This is a genomic window from Shewanella sp. 0m-6 (genome assembly GCF_052977325.1).
The window spans coordinates 36,845-54,195 of sequence record NZ_JBRIMD010000021.1 but is presented as its reverse complement, the minus strand read 5'-3'; the positions used below and the strand labels follow the sequence as shown (position 1 = coordinate 54,195).

General features: G+C 43.7%; 12 protein-coding genes. 2 read left to right on the top strand and 10 right to left on the bottom strand.

The features are described 5' to 3' along the window. Window positions 1-456: 456 nt before the first annotated feature. The 7 genes from ACVBJC_RS15275 to smc all read right to left on the bottom strand — a co-directional run bounded on the left by ACVBJC_RS15275 (window position 457) and on the right by smc (window position 11,541). A complete protein-coding gene (locus ACVBJC_RS15275) occupies window positions 457-1,095 on the bottom strand; it encodes a thiol:disulfide interchange protein DsbA/DsbL (RefSeq protein WP_447161698.1) in 639 nt (212 codons plus the stop codon). Window positions 1,096-1,304: 209 nt separating this feature from the next. Next, window positions 1,305-2,162 (bottom strand): SDR family oxidoreductase, encoded by an 858-nt coding sequence (locus ACVBJC_RS15270; RefSeq protein WP_447161699.1) that lies wholly within the window; start codon window positions 2,160-2,162, stop codon window positions 1,305-1,307. 96 nt (window positions 2,163-2,258) lie between these two features. After that, the gene (locus tag ACVBJC_RS15265; RefSeq protein WP_447161700.1) at window positions 2,259-3,455 is read right to left on the bottom strand and encodes an HD-GYP domain-containing protein; all 1,197 of its coding nucleotides are present in this window, start codon (window positions 3,453-3,455) and stop codon (window positions 2,259-2,261) included. A 550-nt stretch (window positions 3,456-4,005) separates the two neighbouring features. Further along, window positions 4,006-4,488 carry a DUF2919 domain-containing protein gene (locus ACVBJC_RS15260; RefSeq protein ID WP_447161701.1) on the bottom strand — a complete coding sequence of 161 codons (483 nt, stop codon included), beginning with the start codon at window positions 4,486-4,488 and terminating at the stop codon, window positions 4,006-4,008. A gap of 522 nt (window positions 4,489-5,010) precedes the next feature. Next, window positions 5,011-7,014 (bottom strand): NAD-dependent DNA ligase LigA, encoded by a 2,004-nt coding sequence (gene ligA / locus ACVBJC_RS15255; protein ID WP_447161702.1) that lies wholly within the window; start codon window positions 7,012-7,014, stop codon window positions 5,011-5,013. A 133-nt stretch (window positions 7,015-7,147) separates the two neighbouring features. Next, on the bottom strand, window positions 7,148-8,062 hold the full coding sequence (gene zipA / locus ACVBJC_RS15250; RefSeq protein ID WP_447161703.1) for a cell division protein ZipA: 915 nt from the start codon (window positions 8,060-8,062) through the stop codon (window positions 7,148-7,150). 23 nt (window positions 8,063-8,085) lie between these two features. Continuing rightward, entirely contained in the window at window positions 8,086-11,541 is a 3,456-nt protein-coding gene (gene smc, locus ACVBJC_RS15245; RefSeq protein ID WP_447161704.1) for a chromosome segregation protein SMC, read from the bottom strand. Window positions 11,542-11,758: 217 nt separating this feature from the next. Here smc and cysZ point away from each other — a divergent pair, with 217 nt between their 5' ends. After that, window positions 11,759-12,532, top strand: coding sequence for a sulfate transporter CysZ (cysZ, locus tag ACVBJC_RS15240; protein WP_447161705.1), 774 nt, complete (start codon window positions 11,759-11,761; stop codon window positions 12,530-12,532). A 70-nt stretch (window positions 12,533-12,602) separates the two neighbouring features. Here the strand turns inward: cysZ and ACVBJC_RS15235 are convergent, their stop codons facing one another. Both ACVBJC_RS15235 and ACVBJC_RS15230 read right to left on the bottom strand, forming a co-directional pair. Beyond that, window positions 12,603-13,850, bottom strand: a complete 1,248-nt coding sequence (locus ACVBJC_RS15235) for a GGDEF domain-containing response regulator (RefSeq protein ID WP_447161732.1) — start codon at window positions 13,848-13,850, stop codon at window positions 12,603-12,605. 197 nt (window positions 13,851-14,047) lie between these two features. Continuing rightward, complete coding sequence (locus ACVBJC_RS15230) at window positions 14,048-15,325, bottom strand: RDD family protein (RefSeq protein ID WP_447161706.1); 1,278 nt, start codon at window positions 15,323-15,325, stop codon at window positions 14,048-14,050. A gap of 228 nt (window positions 15,326-15,553) precedes the next feature. Between ACVBJC_RS15230 and cysK the strand changes: the two genes are divergently transcribed. Continuing rightward, complete coding sequence (gene cysK / locus ACVBJC_RS15225) at window positions 15,554-16,522, top strand: cysteine synthase A (RefSeq protein WP_447161707.1); 969 nt, start codon at window positions 15,554-15,556, stop codon at window positions 16,520-16,522. 30 nt (window positions 16,523-16,552) lie between these two features. Here the strand turns inward: cysK and ACVBJC_RS15220 are convergent, their stop codons facing one another. After that, entirely contained in the window at window positions 16,553-17,245 is a 693-nt protein-coding gene (locus tag ACVBJC_RS15220; RefSeq protein ID WP_447161708.1) for a TetR/AcrR family transcriptional regulator, read from the bottom strand. Window positions 17,246-17,351: the final 106 nt, after the last annotated feature.

The following is a 17,351-nucleotide window of genomic DNA, read 5'->3' as shown; positions in this document are numbered from 1 at the left end:
AACAATTTATTTTCAATAACTTATCAATTTCACGGTAAACTATCGAGCATAAGACTCTAGTTTTATTTGGTTTTATCACATCCCTCACAATTTTCATAGCGGTATGTTTCGCCTCAGCTGAGCTCATTATTAACTAAAAGCGCCTCAGTACGAAGAACACTGTTCGCACGAAGAAAGGCACAGTTCAAGCCTTTAACGTGCGTGTTCTTTACCTTCATATTCTTTGTGAAAGCATCGCGCTTGGTGATGTGGTGAGATTATCCTTTGGGAAGAGGTATTAGTGATTATGGTGGCCTGTAATTTTGAGCAATATGATTTTTGAATATCAGTAATTTTGAGCGCTGTGAAGTTTGAACATCTGTGATTTTGAACGCTGTGATTATTGGGGTTTGAATAACAAAAAGCCCACGGTTAAGTGAGCTTATCAATAACAAGAAGGCTATAAGGCAAAATCCGTTATGGCTTGCTGTCTTCCTCAAGTGTACTCAAGTAGCGTACCAGTTTGGCTAAATCCTCTGGTGTCTTACCCGGGTTCTTTACAAGGTACTTACCGTTAACCACAAGCGAGGGTACGCCGCGAATTTCAGCTAATTGAGCCTGAGTATCATAATTCATCAAGGCGAGCTTAGCGTCTGTCGAATTCATCGCCGCTTCAACCTCTTGTGCATTAAGCCCCTGACTTACAAAAAAGTCTCTTAACTGTTCAGGCCGTGTAAAAGCGCCCTCTTGCTCATGTATACGGGTGAAGATATTACCGTGAACTTGCTTGGTCACATTAAACTTTTGCGCTAGATAGTAAGCCTCCTGACTTAAAATCCAGCTAGTGCGACCAGCACCGACAGGCGTTCGCTCAAATTGAACCTCTTCGCCGAGAAGATCTGCAGTCTGTTTAAAGAATGGATCTTGGCGATAACAGTGGCCGCAATTATATGAAAAGAACTCACGTACTACTGGCGTCGTCGTCTCTGGGATCCCGCCAATTTTGACGTAATCTACACCTTCTTGGTAAGGAGCAGCCGATGCACTTTGCAAAGGCAGCCATAGCATGGCGAAAATAACAAACATTCGACCAAGTGATTGTTTAAACGACTTCATATTTACCCCTAGTTTCAAATTTGGCGTTTATCTCTATTTCAAAAGCCGTTAAGGATTCTATATTAACAGCCGTTAAGGACTCTGTATCACAACAAGTTTAAGGCTCTATATTAAAAACCGTTAAGGACTCTATATTAACAGCCGTTAAGGAGTCTATTGAGAGTTTGAGTCGCATAGCGCTCAACGAACTTGAATGATTAATCTCTGCATTAGTGGCAACTGGTCAGCATATCCATAGGATCACTAAATTGATATTCGAAACTAAATTCTGTCATCAATCTATCACTGTTAATCGACTTACCAGTAAGCTTAGTTGCTGCGCCATCCTTTATAAATTGCGGTATCACTAAGCCTAAGTCACTGGCGGCTTTTGCGTAAAATGCTTCGCGCGTAGGATGAGTCGGTGCGCATACATTATAAATTGTATTCTCAGGTGAACTAAACAATAGCGTCGTCACGGCAACAATGCAGTCATTTAGATGAACAAGGTTCACCGCACTATTGCCACCAGCAAGTTCTGTTTTACCCGCAAGGAAACGCCCGGGATGCCGCTTAGGTCCAACCAGCCCGGCAAATCGAACAATACAGGCATTGTCTTTAGCGGCAAAGAGCGCCTCAGCTTGTAAAAGTTTTTCACTGTTCTCTGAGTGAGCTTTAGCGTCTTGCTCTGTAAGTTCGCCATCGATAGACGGATACACGCCCGTAGTACTCACAAAAATAAGCCTTTTGTAACTGTGATGATCTATGAGTTGGTTTAACTTAGCTAGCCGTGACAAATAGGCATCGGGATCTTTTCTTAACCCCGGAGGAATATTAACCACTAAACAGTCAACAGTCAGTGCCCGGGTTATCTCTGCACTTTTCTCAGCATTTTTCTCTGCACTCGGCTGTTGCAGCTGTGCATCATCTAAATCAAGCTTAAAACCATTAATGCCCTGCTCTTTTAATGCCTGCGCTTGTGCTAACTCCCGCTTACTGCCAAAAACAGTCACACCGCGTTCAACCAAAGCCTTTGCGAGCGGAAGCCCAAACCAACCACAGCCGACAATACAGACTGATTTAATCATATTTTCTGTCTCTGAATTTATAACTCTTAATACGTGTCAGTTTAAAGCACAAGCTAAGAGATAGGCTAGCTTTGTGCTAACAGATAAGGAAACTTGTTATAAGGTGCTGAAGTAAAAGCTTACTGGTGATGTTGCATCGAGTGTTTTGACCGCTGCAGATGAAAGCGCTTCAAGTTTTATTACAGCGACAATCTCTTGCTCTTCTTCGGTTAAAAATCGCAACTGACCATTTTTACCATCAATGCTACAACTCCAGACTATGGGCTTTTTAACCTGAGATGTGGTTACCATCACTTTGGCTACATCACCGCAAGACAGGGTTACTAAGGTTCCTGGCGGGTAGATCCCCAGCACTTTAACTAAAGTCGAAATTAACTTTGGGTCATGTTTATCGACACGGTTCTTAAATAGGTAACCTAGCGCCACTTGTGGCGATCTAGCCTCACCGGCCCTAAGTAAGCGCTCGAAATCATTCGCTAAACTCACCACTTGCGTTTCAATGGCGATTTGCTGCCCCTTCAGTCCATGAGGATAACCGCTACCATCAATCCATTCATGGTGATGCAAAATAATATCTAACACGGCACTTGGAAATAAACCTGACTTATTCAGCATGTCATAGCCAAACTGGGCGTGCATATTTAAGAAATTGGCTTCATGTTCCGATAGATGGCCCTTTTTGCGTCGGATCACGTCCGGTACTTTCTGCTTACCGATATCGTGAAATAGCGCTCCCATGGCAATATCGCGCAACTGTGAGTGAGTCATATCCAGTGCTTGGCCAAGGATCATAGATAACACCGCTACCGATACACCGTGCTGGTTAACCGATATATTGTCGCCCGCATTCACCAACGTTAGGTAAGGAGTTTCCATCTCCTTTAGGTGATCCATTAGCTCTTCAACTAAGGTTGCGGCACTTCGGTAAGCGCCTTGAGGATCGGCGCCTAACTTTGAAAAAGTTGCTCTGCAATCACTCGCGCCCTTGGTAAACCTTTGTTGGCCCATTCGAATAGACTTTCTAACGAGCGCACTATACTCAGCAGCGATCTCTTCTGGGGTTGGGGCGATTTTGACTTTGACTGGTGCAGATTTTTTTGACAGCAACTCAACACCGGAAATCAGGTACACGAATGACACATTAAGCGTTTTAATTAACTCAATGTGTGCTAATTTCTCTATTTCGATACGATTGAATAGAAAAGGATGGTTCGTCCATGAAAGAGGAAGCTTAACGGTCATACCAACTTTCAACTCAGACAAAGGAATTTGCATCTCGGCAGCCTTTGACATTTAAGTCACTCCAGCATCGGCATTTAGGCCGATTTTTATTGCTAACCAATCAGAGTACATAAGCTTAAGCACTCTTTAAACCCACAACTAATACCAAAGCCTAACGGCAATGCTGCTTTAGATCTGAGCCAAGTCGATAATGATTATCTTACTCACTAGACTGCAGACTGGTGTCAACTTTATGACAAATAGAGCTAAATTGACACGTTAAAATTCAATATGAGGGTTTTATTCAAGTGAGTCTGGTTAAAAATACGCTGTTTGAGTATATGTTATTCCTTATTTATCTCATTTTATCGAGAATAACCACAAATTGAATATTGCATACAATATTCAACACCCCTATACTGAAACTGTTTCTTAAGATCGGTCGCCCCGAAGATGATGTTTAAGAAGCAATACTGTCAATTGTCCTTTAACTTGCTAAGTCATAGTCGCAGTTTGATTATTATTTATCTTTAAAGGTTTTTTATTGTAACTCTTTGGATCATATGTACAGAGTGACTCTCTGAATCAAGATTCTTTAGACGCTGCTTGCAGCGTCTTTTTTTTATTCTTTTTCCTTGCTATCATTTTCTTTCCAGTCACTAAAGTACAGCTTCAAACGCTTTGACTTATATAGATATAAACCACTCCAGAATAAGAACAATGCATCTAGCCCTATACTCCAGCTGTACACATAGTATGTATGCAACACACGCTGGATAAGTAAGCCACCATCAATAAATAGCAGCAATACCAGCATCCACTTCATATATGGAAAAACAGGTCGTACCCAGTTAGGCGCACGTTTTCTTTCTGCTATCACGGCGCCATAAACAATGAGGGCTCCTGCACCTGCGGCTAAAGCCAGCAAGAAGTCACTTTTGTGCGGGTAAAATAATTCAACTAAGGCAGCTCTATCGCTGGCTTGAGTCAGTGATGCGATAAACACACACCAACCACGGGCAATAAACACCAGTAACAGATAGAGCATGATTGGCGGTTTTACATGTCCTTTATCATCGAGCCATGTGATATTACTAAAATTCAAACCATTTCCTTTGATTGATGACTCAAGACGACAAGTCAGTGCTTAAGCTAAACCTACTGTTAGATGTGGTGGCAATTAAATGATTTTCAAGCTTTATACCAATTACATTAGGTATTTATTCAATTCAGAAGCGCTTGAGCTTTTCAATTCAAGGCGCATCGATGACAGAATGGTTATTCCCTAGTGAGTCAATGCAAAGCAGAAGTGGAACGCTTGAGCGTTTCCCACTGGCTGGTGATATTTAAAACATGGCAAAGCACTGCATGCTACGCCGGAAACTCTTCATATACGATTACATATATTTAAGAGGTAGAGCGAAGCAGGAGCCCAGAGCCGAGAATAACGATTCGCATCAAATTCCCAACTTGCCCTCAGCCCTTTGAATTCACGCTGAATGAACAGTTCCTTAATCCAATTGGTATTAACAGACAATAAAAAAGCTCCTAGCCAAAGCAGCATAGGAGCGTTTAAATTAATCCAACTCACGTGTTAAATTTATCTCTCTTTTAGAGCAAATCGACCTTAAGCCAAAATAGCAATCAAGGCTTCTTCATCGATAACTTTAACCCCTAGCTCTTGCGCCCTAGTCAGTTTTGACCCTGCCGCGGCACCCGCGACTAAACAATCGGTATTTTTCGATACACTCCCAGCTACCTTAGCACCTAGTGCCTGTAGCTTGGCTTTAGCATCATTGCGGTTTAATTGAGTTAACGTTCCCGTTAATACCCACGTTTGGCCTTTAAGTGATAGATCTTCTTCTGCCACTTCTTCTATTGCAGGCCAATGTACGCCAGCTTCAATCAGCTTATCAATAACGTCAAGATTATGAGGCTGGGCAAAAAAGTGAGCAAGATGGGCCGCCACAATCGTGCCAACATCATCGACCCTAATGAAGGCTTCTTCATTCGCCGACTTAAGTGCATCAAGGGTTTTAAAATAGGCAGCCAAGTTTGCGGCTGTCGCCTCACCCACTTCGCGTATTCCTAATGCATAGAGGAAACGGGCAAAAGTGGTTTGTTTAGCGACATCGATAGCGGCAACAAGTTTAGTCGCAGACTTCATGCCCATGCGCTCTAACATCGTCATGGCAGAGGCGGTCAACTTAAATAGATCGGCAGGGCTTGCAACTAACTCTTTATCAATGAGTTGCTCAACAACTTTATCGCCCATACCATCGATATCTAACGCCTTACGTGATGCAAAATGTTTAATCGCTTCTTTGCGCTGCGCTTCACAAAAGAGTCCACCGGTGCAACGTGCAACCGCTTCACCTTCGACGCGCTCAACTTCGCTGCCACAAACTGGACAATGCGCAGGGAAACAGATCTCTTTGGCATCATCAGGACGCTTTTCAGCCACAACGGCAACAATTTGCGGGATCACGTCACCCGCGCGGCGGATGATGATGGTATCACCGATTTTTACGCCAAGTCGGGCAATTTCATCGGCGTTATGTAAGGTTGCATTTGATACGGTTACGCCACCGACAAACACCGGCTTTAAACGAGCAACCGGCGTGACTGCACCAGTACGCCCCACCTGAAAGTCGACGCCCTCTAATAGGGTCATCTCTTCTTGTGCAGGGAACTTAAATGCTGTTGCCCAGCGCGGTGCTTTTGCTACATAACCTAAACTTAATTGGTGAGCAATTTGGTTAACCTTGATCACCACACCGTCAATTTCGAACTCTAGGCTGCTACGGCGCAGTTGAATATCATTATAATATTCCATCACCTGTGCCACAGACTCGCACACTTTAACTTCTTGGCTAACGGGCACGCCCCATGAGCGCAATTGTTCAAGCTGACCATAATGACTGTCGGCAAGTTCCCAAGACTCAGGCTCCACCACACCTAACGCATAAGCATAAAAGCCTAGAGCGCGGCTCGCGGTGATCTTACTGTCTAACTGGCGCAAACTACCCGCTGCTGCGTTACGTGGGTTAACGAACAATTTCTCACCTTTAGCACGAGCACGTTCATTAAGTGCATCAAATGCCTTGTGCGGCATAATCACCTCACCACGCACTTCAAGTAGCGGCGGAAAGTTAGCGCCACGTAAACGCAATGGGATAGATTTAATTGTGCGCACGTTTTCAGTGATATTCTCGCCAGTCTGGCCGTCACCGCGAGTAGCCGCTCGCTCAAACACACCATCACGGTAAATAATGCTCACTGCAAGACCATCTAGCTTAGGTTCACAACAGTAGCTTAAGCTGCCGGTTTTATCGGTTATACGTTGATTAAACGCAGTAAATTCTTGTTCATCAAATACGTTATCTAGACTGAGCATAGGTTTTAAATGTTTAATTTGCTCAAACTTAGCCAAAGCCTCGCCGCCAACCCTTTGTGTCGGCGAATCAGCTAAACAAAATTGTGGATGCTCATTCTCTAGCGCTTTCAGTCTGTTCAATAAGCGATCGTACTCAGCATCGGGGATCGAGGGGCTGTCATCAACATAGTAGCGATAGTTGTGTTGATTAAGTTCAGCGGTAAGCTGAGCAATTTCAGTTTGAATAGCGTGCATCTTAATGTCCAAATAATAACAAAGGCCGCTGATGCGGCCTTTCAAATATGTATATGTGTTAAAAGCCTAGGCTTGGGATCTGATTTGCCCTGTTCCTCAAAACTTCGCTTTTATGGTTATGCTCAATTTGCGCTTAGGCCTGCGCTCTGATCCGCTGGATATAGTTTTGCTTAGTACTCTCTAACCACTCATCACGGCCACCGTCGAGCACCACACCACCTAAATCATCGGCAATTTGGTGAGCCGAGTTCAGCATAATAGAGAAATTCATTAACGCATCGCCATAACAAGGTAGCGTCATAAACAGCACTACACCTTGCGTGCTAAATTGCTCCATATTATCCGGGTCAAATACGCCAGGCTTAACCATATTCGCCATCGAAAACAGTACCTTTCCAGTACCAGCATTATCTTCATGACGATGGAAAATATTCATATCACCGAACTTGAAGTTAAGTGTTAGCAAACATGGCAATAACTCTGCGCCACTAAGCTCTTCGCCCTCTTTAGCCACAACATGTAAGACCAGCACATCTTGTGGTTCACCTAGCTCATCTGTAGCCGCTTGCTTTGGCTCTTCTACGGTTGCTGGCTCTTGTGCTGCCGGCTTTAAAGGCGCTGGTTGAGGTTCAACGGCAGCTGCAGATAAAGACTCTTCACTTGCAAACAAAGACTCTTGCACTGGCATTTCATCACTAAAAGCCGGATTTTCTGCCGATAGAGACGGTTCTACACGAGCCTTATTCATTTTAGCCGCAGGAGCCTGGCTTAACTCAAACGCTTCTTCAACCGGCTCAGTGAACAGCGGCTCTTGCTCGTTAACATCGCTCGTTGCCGTGTCTACTGACGTTGGCTTGACCACTCTAACTTCACCAATCCCATCGTTATCAAAACCTTCGGCATCGCGACGCTCACGGTTGATATCCGCCATGGGGCTTTGCTTGTATCCCTTAGGTTGCTGTTTTCTAATGGACCAAAAGCCGTGCACAAGTACGGCGATAATGGCTATCGCACCTATAAGAAGCAATACCAGCTGCAAATTTTCCATTGATTACCCTGTATTTCTTATGTTTATCCTGCGTCGGCTAATGCCACCGCTTCATCGATATCAACAGCCACGATGCGCGAAACACCGGGCTCATGCATAGTCACACCGATAAGTTGATCGGCCAATTCCATGGTGATCTTGTTGTGACTAATATATATAAATTGTACGCTTTGGGACATCTCTTTCACCAAACGACAAAAACGTTCGACATTGGCGTCATCCAAAGGTGCATCAACCTCATCCAACATACAAAATGGTGCTGGATTCAATCTAAAAATAGCAAAAACTAATGATAAAGCGGTTAACGCTTTTTCTCCACCAGAAAGAAGGTGAATAGTACTATTCTTCTTACCCGGTGGCCTAGCCATAATGGTCACGCCAGTTTCTAATAGGTCATCGTCGGTTAACGCTAAATATGCGCTTCCGCCACCGAAGACCTTAGGAAACAAGATCCCTAAGTCAGTATTCACTTTATCAAAAGTATCTTTAAAGCGACTCTTGGTCTCTTTATCAATCTTACGAATCGCTTCTTCTAAACTGGTTAGCGCGGCATTAAGGTCGCCATCTTGACTGTCTAAATACAACTTACGTTGATTTTGCTGATCGTACTCTTCAATAGCCGCTAAGTTGATAGCCCCTAAATGTGCTATCTGTGCCCGTAGTCGTTCTAGCTCTTTTTGACGCCACAACATGGTCTTCTTATCGTCTAATGTAGATAATATTAGTTCAACATCAACGTTTTGTTCATTTAACAATCGCTGCTGACTGTCAATTTGACCTTTTATACCTTCACGACGTAACTTTAACGTGCTGGAGGATTGAGTCAAGTCTTCTAACTTTGCAAGCTGTTGTTTTTTATTCGTTCCTGCACTATCGCACAGTTCTTGTAACTCAGCCTGCTGCTGTCTTAAAACCGTTAACGCCTCTTGCTTAATTTGTTGCGCTTGCAGAGCCTGCTCTAATTGTTCTTTAAGGGATTGTGACTGTCCCTCTTCAAGCTCGTTGTCTTTAGCCTCTAATTGCTTATGTAGTTGCAACTCATTTTGTTCAAGCTCTAGCAAACGCTGTTGGTGTTGATTTACTTGCTGTTCAATGAGCACTAACTGAGTGTGTAAGCTCTGCTCACTCATTGAGGTTTGCGTCACTTTGGCTTCTAACTGCTGCCGTAGTGGTTTTAGCTGTGCAACTTTTTCAACCGCTTGTGCTTTTTGCTGCTGACCATGGGTTTTAGCCCGCTGCGTCTGTTCCAGTGTCTCGTTCAGTAACTGATGTTGCAGCTTACGCTGCTCAGCGCTGAGTTCAAAGGCCTGTAACTCTTGCTTAGCTTCAACTAATTCTTGCTCAATTTTTGCGAGTCTAGAAGCGATATCCGTTATCGATTGCTGCTGCGAACGCAGTTGTGAACTTAAACTGGCAAGCTCTATCTGCTTGGTTTGAATCCACTGCTGTTTTTGCTGAGCTTGGCTAACAAGCGGCGCCAGCAATAACTTTATCTCGGCGAGATTTTCGCTTAATCTTGCTAAGCTCGCTTGGCTATTAGCCACACTTTGCTGCAAGGCAATTTGTTCATTTTTAAGCTCGACAATCGAGCCTGCTGCCTGGGTTTTCTCAATGATAAAATCGACACCGATAAGATAACCGTCGGCGGTCGCAATTAACTCGTCATCCTTGAGTGCACTTCGTTGCAATATGGCGTGGTTTTTTGTCTCAACCCAGGTGACATGTTTTAACCAGGGAGCTAGGTTTACCGGCGCCTTGATGGCCGCAAGTTGTGTGCTTCCAGCTTCAAAACCAAACTGCGCTTGATTAGTATCTTTATCTTGGTCATCACCTAGACTATTACGTTGCGAGTCGTCTTGGGGTAATACTGGTGCACTCAATAACCCTGACAATAAAATATCAACGGCGCTTTCCCAGCCGGGAGTAACATCGATCACTTGCCATAGCTCTTGGCTATCACCGTCCTTATCGGCTGGTAATAACTGAGACACGACCGATAGCCGCCCTTGCTCATCTGCAAGTTTGACTTTCAGAGCGTCCTGTTCGGCGAGCAAGGTTTGTTCAGTTTGTTGTTTGGCTTCCAGCTGGAAATTGAGTTCATCGACAATTTCTTGTTCTTGCTCAATAACGCCACTAAGCTCACTCACCTGCTCAGTGATATCTTGCGACGTCAACAGTTCAAGCTCTGCTGCCGTTTGCAGTGTTTGCTCTTCTAGTCTCGCGACCCGTTGATGTTTATTAGCAATATCCGTTTCAGCATGGCTGAGCTGATTACGATTCATCTCAAAGGCAAGGTTTGCCTGAGTATGAGCCTCATTTAAATGAGTTAATTGCTCGCTCAGATAGTCAAGCTGCTCAACTAAGGTAGAAAGCTCGGCATCATGTTCTGCCAATTGCTGTCGCAATAGACTGGCTTCAGGCAAAGCACTGGTTTGCTGCTCAGTTAGCAGAGTTTGTTTTGCTTCATCGTCGGCTAAACGGGCACGGTAAGTGAGCATCTGCGCCGAAAGCTCTTGTAGTCGTAGACTCAGGCTTTCATCCTGTTGCTCACGGTGCTTGAGAGACTGCTCTAACTTCGCGATGTGCGTTTTGGTCAAATAAAAGTCTTCGACCTGATGTGCTTCTTTAGTATCAAGCTCGCTTAGCGTTAAATTGAGCTCTGTTAATCTCAGCTCTATGGTCTGATTTTCAGCCAAAAACTGTGCTTGCTGCACCCCTAACTTACCCAGTTGCTCATCAATTTTTGCGGTTTGCTGCAACAATTCATGATAGCGTGATACCGATAATTCGGCATCGCACTTGCGCTCAGCTTGCTTTAGCTCACGATACTTTTTAGCGGTTTCAGCCTGTTCGGCCAATTTATCTAACTGTTTAGCTAATTCAGAGCGAATATCACCGAGCCTCGCCAAGTTCTCTCGGGTGTGACGAATGCGATTCTCAGTTTCTCGACGACGTTCTTTATAACGAGAGATCCCCGCCGCTTCTTCAATGAAAACCCTTAGGTCTTGAGGCTTGGACTCAATGAGCCGTGAAATAGTGCCCTGCTCAATAATGGCGTAACTTCGGGGCCCAAGACCTGTGCCCATAAAAAGATCGGTAATATCTTTACGGCGGCACTTTTGGTTATTGAGAAAATAGCTAGAATCACCGTCTCGGCTCACTTGGCGTTTAACGGCAATTTCTTGATAACTGGAATACTGGCCAACTAGGCGCCCATCTTGATTGTCAAATAGCAATTCCACGCTGGCAACTGACACGGGACGTCTTGCGGTAGAGCCATTAAAAATAACGTCCGCCATAGAGTCGCCACGCAGATGTTTGGCAGAACTTTCACCCAATACCCAACGCACCGCATCAATCACATTGGATTTGCCGCAGCCGTTCGGGCCAATAATGGCGCTTAGTGGACTCAGTAGAGGTATTTTGGTTGGATCGACAAATGACTTGAATCCGGCAAGTTTAATCTGTTTAAGTCTCATGGTGCCGTTTTGTCATTTCCTCGCTAACATGTTAGCGATTAAGTTCGACGCCTAGCATTGGATAGCTAGCAATCGCATTTATATGGAGTGTAACTTTACCAAAGCTCACTGCATTTTGTAACGCTTTTTATTGATGATTAAGCGCTTTTAACTTGTGATTAAATACCGACTGACTCACAATCGTACGAATATGCATTCTTAACAACGTAATACTTCTATGAATAAAACCAATCAAGTACAAAAAAAAAGCGGTGTTAATTATTTTCTCGATGGCTTTCGTCTAATCAAGCAGCCTGGCCTTAGAAGATTTGTCTTTATTCCACTTTCAATCAATTTATTGTTATTTGGTAGTCTAGTCTATTTTGCCATTGGTCAATTAGAGAGTGTGTTTGCCTGGCTTTCAGGTCAACTTCCCGACTATTTAAGCTGGCTAAACTTTATCTTGTGGCCATTAGCTGTACTAACTTTATTAGTCGTACTGTCGTTTATTTTTAGCTCGGTTATGAACTGGCTTGCCGCCCCTTTTAATGGTTTATTAGCCGAAAAGGTAGAGCAGCAACTTACGGGTAAGCCTCTTAACACCGGTGGCGGTATCGATCTGATTAAAGATCTGCCGCGGATCATGGGCCGAGAGTGGATAAAGCTTAAATATTATCTCCCTAGAGCCATCGTATTCTTACTGCTATTTTGGATCCCTTTTGTAGGGCAAACCGTTGCGCCTATTTTGTGGTTCCTGTTTAGTGCCTGGATGATGGCAATTCAGTATTGTGATTATCCATTTGATAACCATAAAGTGCCGTTTCAGGACATGAAGTTTGCGCTCAATCAGACCAAGGGCAGCAGCTTTAGTTTTGGCGCCGCAGTCACCCTGTTCTCGATGATCCCCATTTTAAACTTTGTGGTCATGCCCGTTGCAATTTGTGGCGCGACGGCCATGTGGGTCGATAAGTATCGCACCGCCTATAAAAACGATGCTATTGCCCCTGAATAACCTAAAAATCATACTTTGAGAAAAAGCAGCCATCAGGCTGCTTTTTCATGGTTGCAATCAAGCTTAAAAGCTAGCTTTGCGCGATACAAACTAGGTTACGTCCAGCACTTTTAGCTTCATACAAACTCGTATCAGCGCGGTTTAGCAACTCATCTACGGTTTCGTTGGCGGTAAACTCTGTTACACCGGTACTGACCGTAATATTTAACGTCCCTTTTGAGGTTTCTATCGGTGTGACCTCAAGTTGCATACGGAATCTGTCGAGCAAGGCATACGCTTTCTCTACATTAAGGCCTTTAAATCCCACCACAAACTCTTCACCACCAATTCGTGCAACCGTAAAATGCTGTGAAAATGACTGCTTCAATCGTGCAGAAAACTCGATTAACACCTCATCACCAACATCATGACCATAGGTATCGTTCACCTTTTTAAAAAAGTCGATATCCAGTAATGCCAACGCTAAAGAACCTTGTTTTTGAGCAATCAAAGTTAACTTTTCTTGATAAAAATTAAAGAAATAGCGACGATTAAACACGTTGGTAAGGTAATCGAGATTCGCCTGTTCCCACAGTTTTGTGACCATGTCTAACGAGTCCAGTGTTGTTAACACCCGGCAATGAAACTCTTCATGCACAAACGGCTTTTGCAGGAAGTCATTCGCACCATTTTTAATAAAGCGTGCTGATAAGCTTTCATCACTGTCGCTAGATAGGCCGATAATGGCGAGTTCTTCGCGGCTCAGTCGCTCCCGCACCTTAATAATCAACCCAAAACCATCCAGCCTTGGCATATTATAATCAGTGATGAGTAAAGTAATGTCGGGGTTATCATTAAGGGTTTCTAGTGCTGCAATTCCGTCGTCAGCTTCAATAACCTGAAATAGATGCTGCTCCAACAGGCTACGAATAAACTTACGGCTAACAACCGAGTCATCGGCAACCAGCACTTTGACACTTTGATTACGGCTTAAACGTTTCACCAGCTTAGCGGTATATTCATAGCTAAAGCGGTTTTCCTTAAATACATAATCCACAATGCCGAGCTGCAATAGTCGAGCGCGCTGCTCGGCGTCCCAGCTACCGGTTAATACAATGCAAGGGATCTGTTTTGCCAACACAAACTTCACTATCTCACCTTCTTGTGCATCAGGAAGGTTTAAGTCTGTGATCGCCACAAAGTACTCATTTTGTGCCAACAGCTCTTTAGCGCTGGCCATATCCGGGGCGACATCGACCTCACAACATAACTCTTGAGTCAGTAAGTGCCGCATTACCCGAGAAACCACTTGGCTATCTTCAACCACTAATATCCGCAAACTTGCTCTCCTTCTTCCCATACTCCTTTTATGTGCAGTTAACGAGCTTCTTAACCGACTCTACATTAATCAATATTTTTGACTGATGTGTTAACTGTACATAATAAAATGGGAGATTTACGCTGTCGCATAATGCATCTACGCGCTTCTTATGGCGGCAAGCTTAACGAATGTTGGTAAAAAACGGTATCCTTATGTCAAATGTTTGCACCATTTTCGATATCAGAGTTAACAAACTTGTTATCAATAGATGCATGTTCCAGTGCCACTTCATGCTTTGTTTTACGCACATCGATAACCACAGTTGCCGAGATTTTATCTTGAATCGCTTGTCTATTAGCATCCCAGTAAATTTGGAAAAAACCCAATAAACCCGTGGTAAAGCCAGCTGCGTAGCCACCATAACGACCAAATGCATCCCAGAGTGAAATTTTAGTGCCATCGAGCTGAATAACACGAATACCAAATAGTTTTTTACCTAAAGTTTGACCATCAAACCAGGCAGTGAACACTGTAAAATAAAAAGCTGCCCAACCAAAGCCTAGACCCAGATCGTTTAACAGGCCTTTTATCCATGCCAGTGGACTGGTTGTCGAGTCCTCATCTTCAATGACTGTTGACTCAGGAAAACCAGCTCCAATCTCAAGCTCTAAGTCTTTGGCTGCTTTAATAATGGTATCTTTATTTATGGCGGGATTGGTACTCATCGCAGTATTTGAATTGATGTTTAAATCATTAACGCCTACATCATCAACACCTAAGCCATTAGCATCTGAGTGATTAACGTCTAGCTTATTGACGGCAGCGTCATGTAAGTCTGAGTCATTAAGATCTGAATCATTAACGTGCGGCGCAACTTGTTCAAGCCCCTGCTGTCGATAAAGCGGTTGCTTCTCAATACTCGAAAGCGGTAACCCTGCGACTAAGTCATTGATGATTTCTGTCTGCTTTGCGGCTGGTAAACTTGATTGAGATAATGCCTGCTCCACTTCGGCCAGCTTCGATTGTGCACAGGCTAAATCCTCACATTGACTCGCCACAAAAACGGCCGGGATGTAGCCTATCATTTCAGTCAAAGTTGCTAAGTCTGCGTCACTATTTTCTGGCTGCAGTTGGTGAAGATTGCTGGTTAGGTCACTGCCTTGTTCAGATAAGTCAGCCGTGACATCGCCATAGTAGCCCACTAGTGCCGAGACCAACGCAAGCAACATCAGTAGGTATAAGCCCCACTTAAACACTCTGCCCACGGTTTTACTCTGTTTTTGGATAATTAACGTACCCAGTACCAGTACAACAAAAATCCAGCCTGCGCTTTCGGCTAATACAGCTACCAACAGTCCATCGACCATCATAGCTAAGCCTCGCTTAACCGGACTTGCTAATGGCAAGTAAAGAATATTGGGCGCCACATCAAAGGCAAATGGTGTTACCCAGGTCTTAGGATCATCCTGCTTAGTTATTTTCTGCTGGTTCATCAAAACCCTCATCACCTTTTACAATAGGCATATAAACCGTTAATTTTATTGAATGTAATCGACTTGACTTACACAACATTAACATAATATTTTTTGTTTAAACCTGACGTTTATGTATAACAGCAAACGCTTTAATAACTAAAAAGCATAATGAAGAACAAACTATCACTTCTATTGCTGTGAAAGCCTATTATGATTTAGCTGAGCATATAAAGGAGCAAGCAATCCATGAGCAAAATTTTTGAAGATAATTCACAAACAATTGGTAACACCCCTCTTGTCCGTCTAAATCGTGTGAGCAATGGTAGAGTGCTTGCTAAAGTAGAAGCGCGTAACCCAAGTTTCAGTGTTAAGTGCCGTATCGGTGCCAATATGATTTGGGATGCAGAGAAAAAAGGTCTGCTGACTCAAGAGCAAGAGCTTATTGAGCCAACGTCAGGCAATACTGGTATCGCTCTAGCATATGTTGCTGCCGCTCGCGGATACAAATTGACTTTAACTATGCCAAACACCATGAGTTTAGAGCGTAGAAAATTACTTAAAGCACTTGGCGCTAACCTTGTTTTGACTGAAGGCGCTAAGGGCATGAAGGGCGCTATTGATAAAGCGGAAGAGATCCGTCAATCAGATCCTGAAAAGTATGTCCTATTACAGCAGTTTAATAACCCTGCTAACCCAGAAATTCACGAAAAAACGACTGGACCAGAAATTTGGAATGACACCGACGGTGAAGTCGATGTTGTTGTTGCGGGTGTCGGTACGGGCGGTACAATTACCGGCGTGAGCCGCTATATTAAAAACACTCAAGGTAAGGCGATTACATCGGTTGCTGTTGAGCCTGTTGACTCACCCGTTATCGCACAAACTTTAGCTGGCCAAACGGTACAACCTGGACCTCACAAGATCCAAGGTATTGGCGCTGGCTTCATCCCTGGAAACTTAGATCTAACCCTTATTGATCGCGTTGAAGCGGTAACCAATGAAGAGTCTATTGAAATGGCTCAACGTTTGATGAAAGAGGAAGGGATCTTAGTGGGTATTTCTTCGGGCGCAGCTGTAGTAGCCGCTAACCGTATCGCTGCATTACCTGAATTTGAAGGCAAGAATATCGTAGTTATTCTACCTTCAGCAGCAGAGCGTTACTTATCATCAGCCCTGTTCCAAGGCCAGTTTAGCGACGCTGAAAACGTACAGTAAACTGTAGCCAATTGCCAAGAAACCCAAGCATTAGCTTGGGTTTTTTATTGCTTTGACTGTAATCGCTTTAACTATGTGGTTCACACTCGAGCGAATAATTTCCAACATCTCTTTTTCGTCGATACTGCCGCGAATAAGATATTGATATTCTAGCAACTTAATAATCGCTAATATTTGATATGCATCCGCATGAGCGGTACAAGAACCCATAGTGCTAAAAAATGTCTTAATGCTGGTCTGAAACGTCTCATCTAATAAGCTGATGGCCAAAGCAAGCTGCGGATTACGCAATGCTTCTTCATGGAATGCAAGCTCAAGTATTCTATCGTCTCGATGTGATAACTGCTCTTTTATATGCTCGCCAATGAATTGGCTTAAATGATCAATAATAAATGCTTTGACCTGTTGCTCATCAGCCCTTTGCTGCTCCAATATGACACTTTCTACCAACGCGTAACTATTTTGTTCTAATGCCTTATTCATCCACAAGGTTTTTTCAGCAAAATAGGTTAACGAATCACTGATCAGATCTTTAATGTCATCGAAATAATAGGTGGTTGAAGAGAGCGGTACATTAGCCTCACTGGCCACTGCGCGATGACGAACACCACGGATCCCCTCTTTGACGATTAACCGTAAGGTGGCTTCTAAAATTTCTATACGCCGAGCTTGGCCATCACTGCGGCTTGATTGTCGACCGACATAGGTCAGAGGTACGAGCATATCAACTTCCTTCAGACTAAAAATACGCAGGGTTCACCATTAATCTCGCTTCATACCTTGTGAGGCACACAGGTAAGCGTCTGAAGTCAGATCAACTTCAAACAAT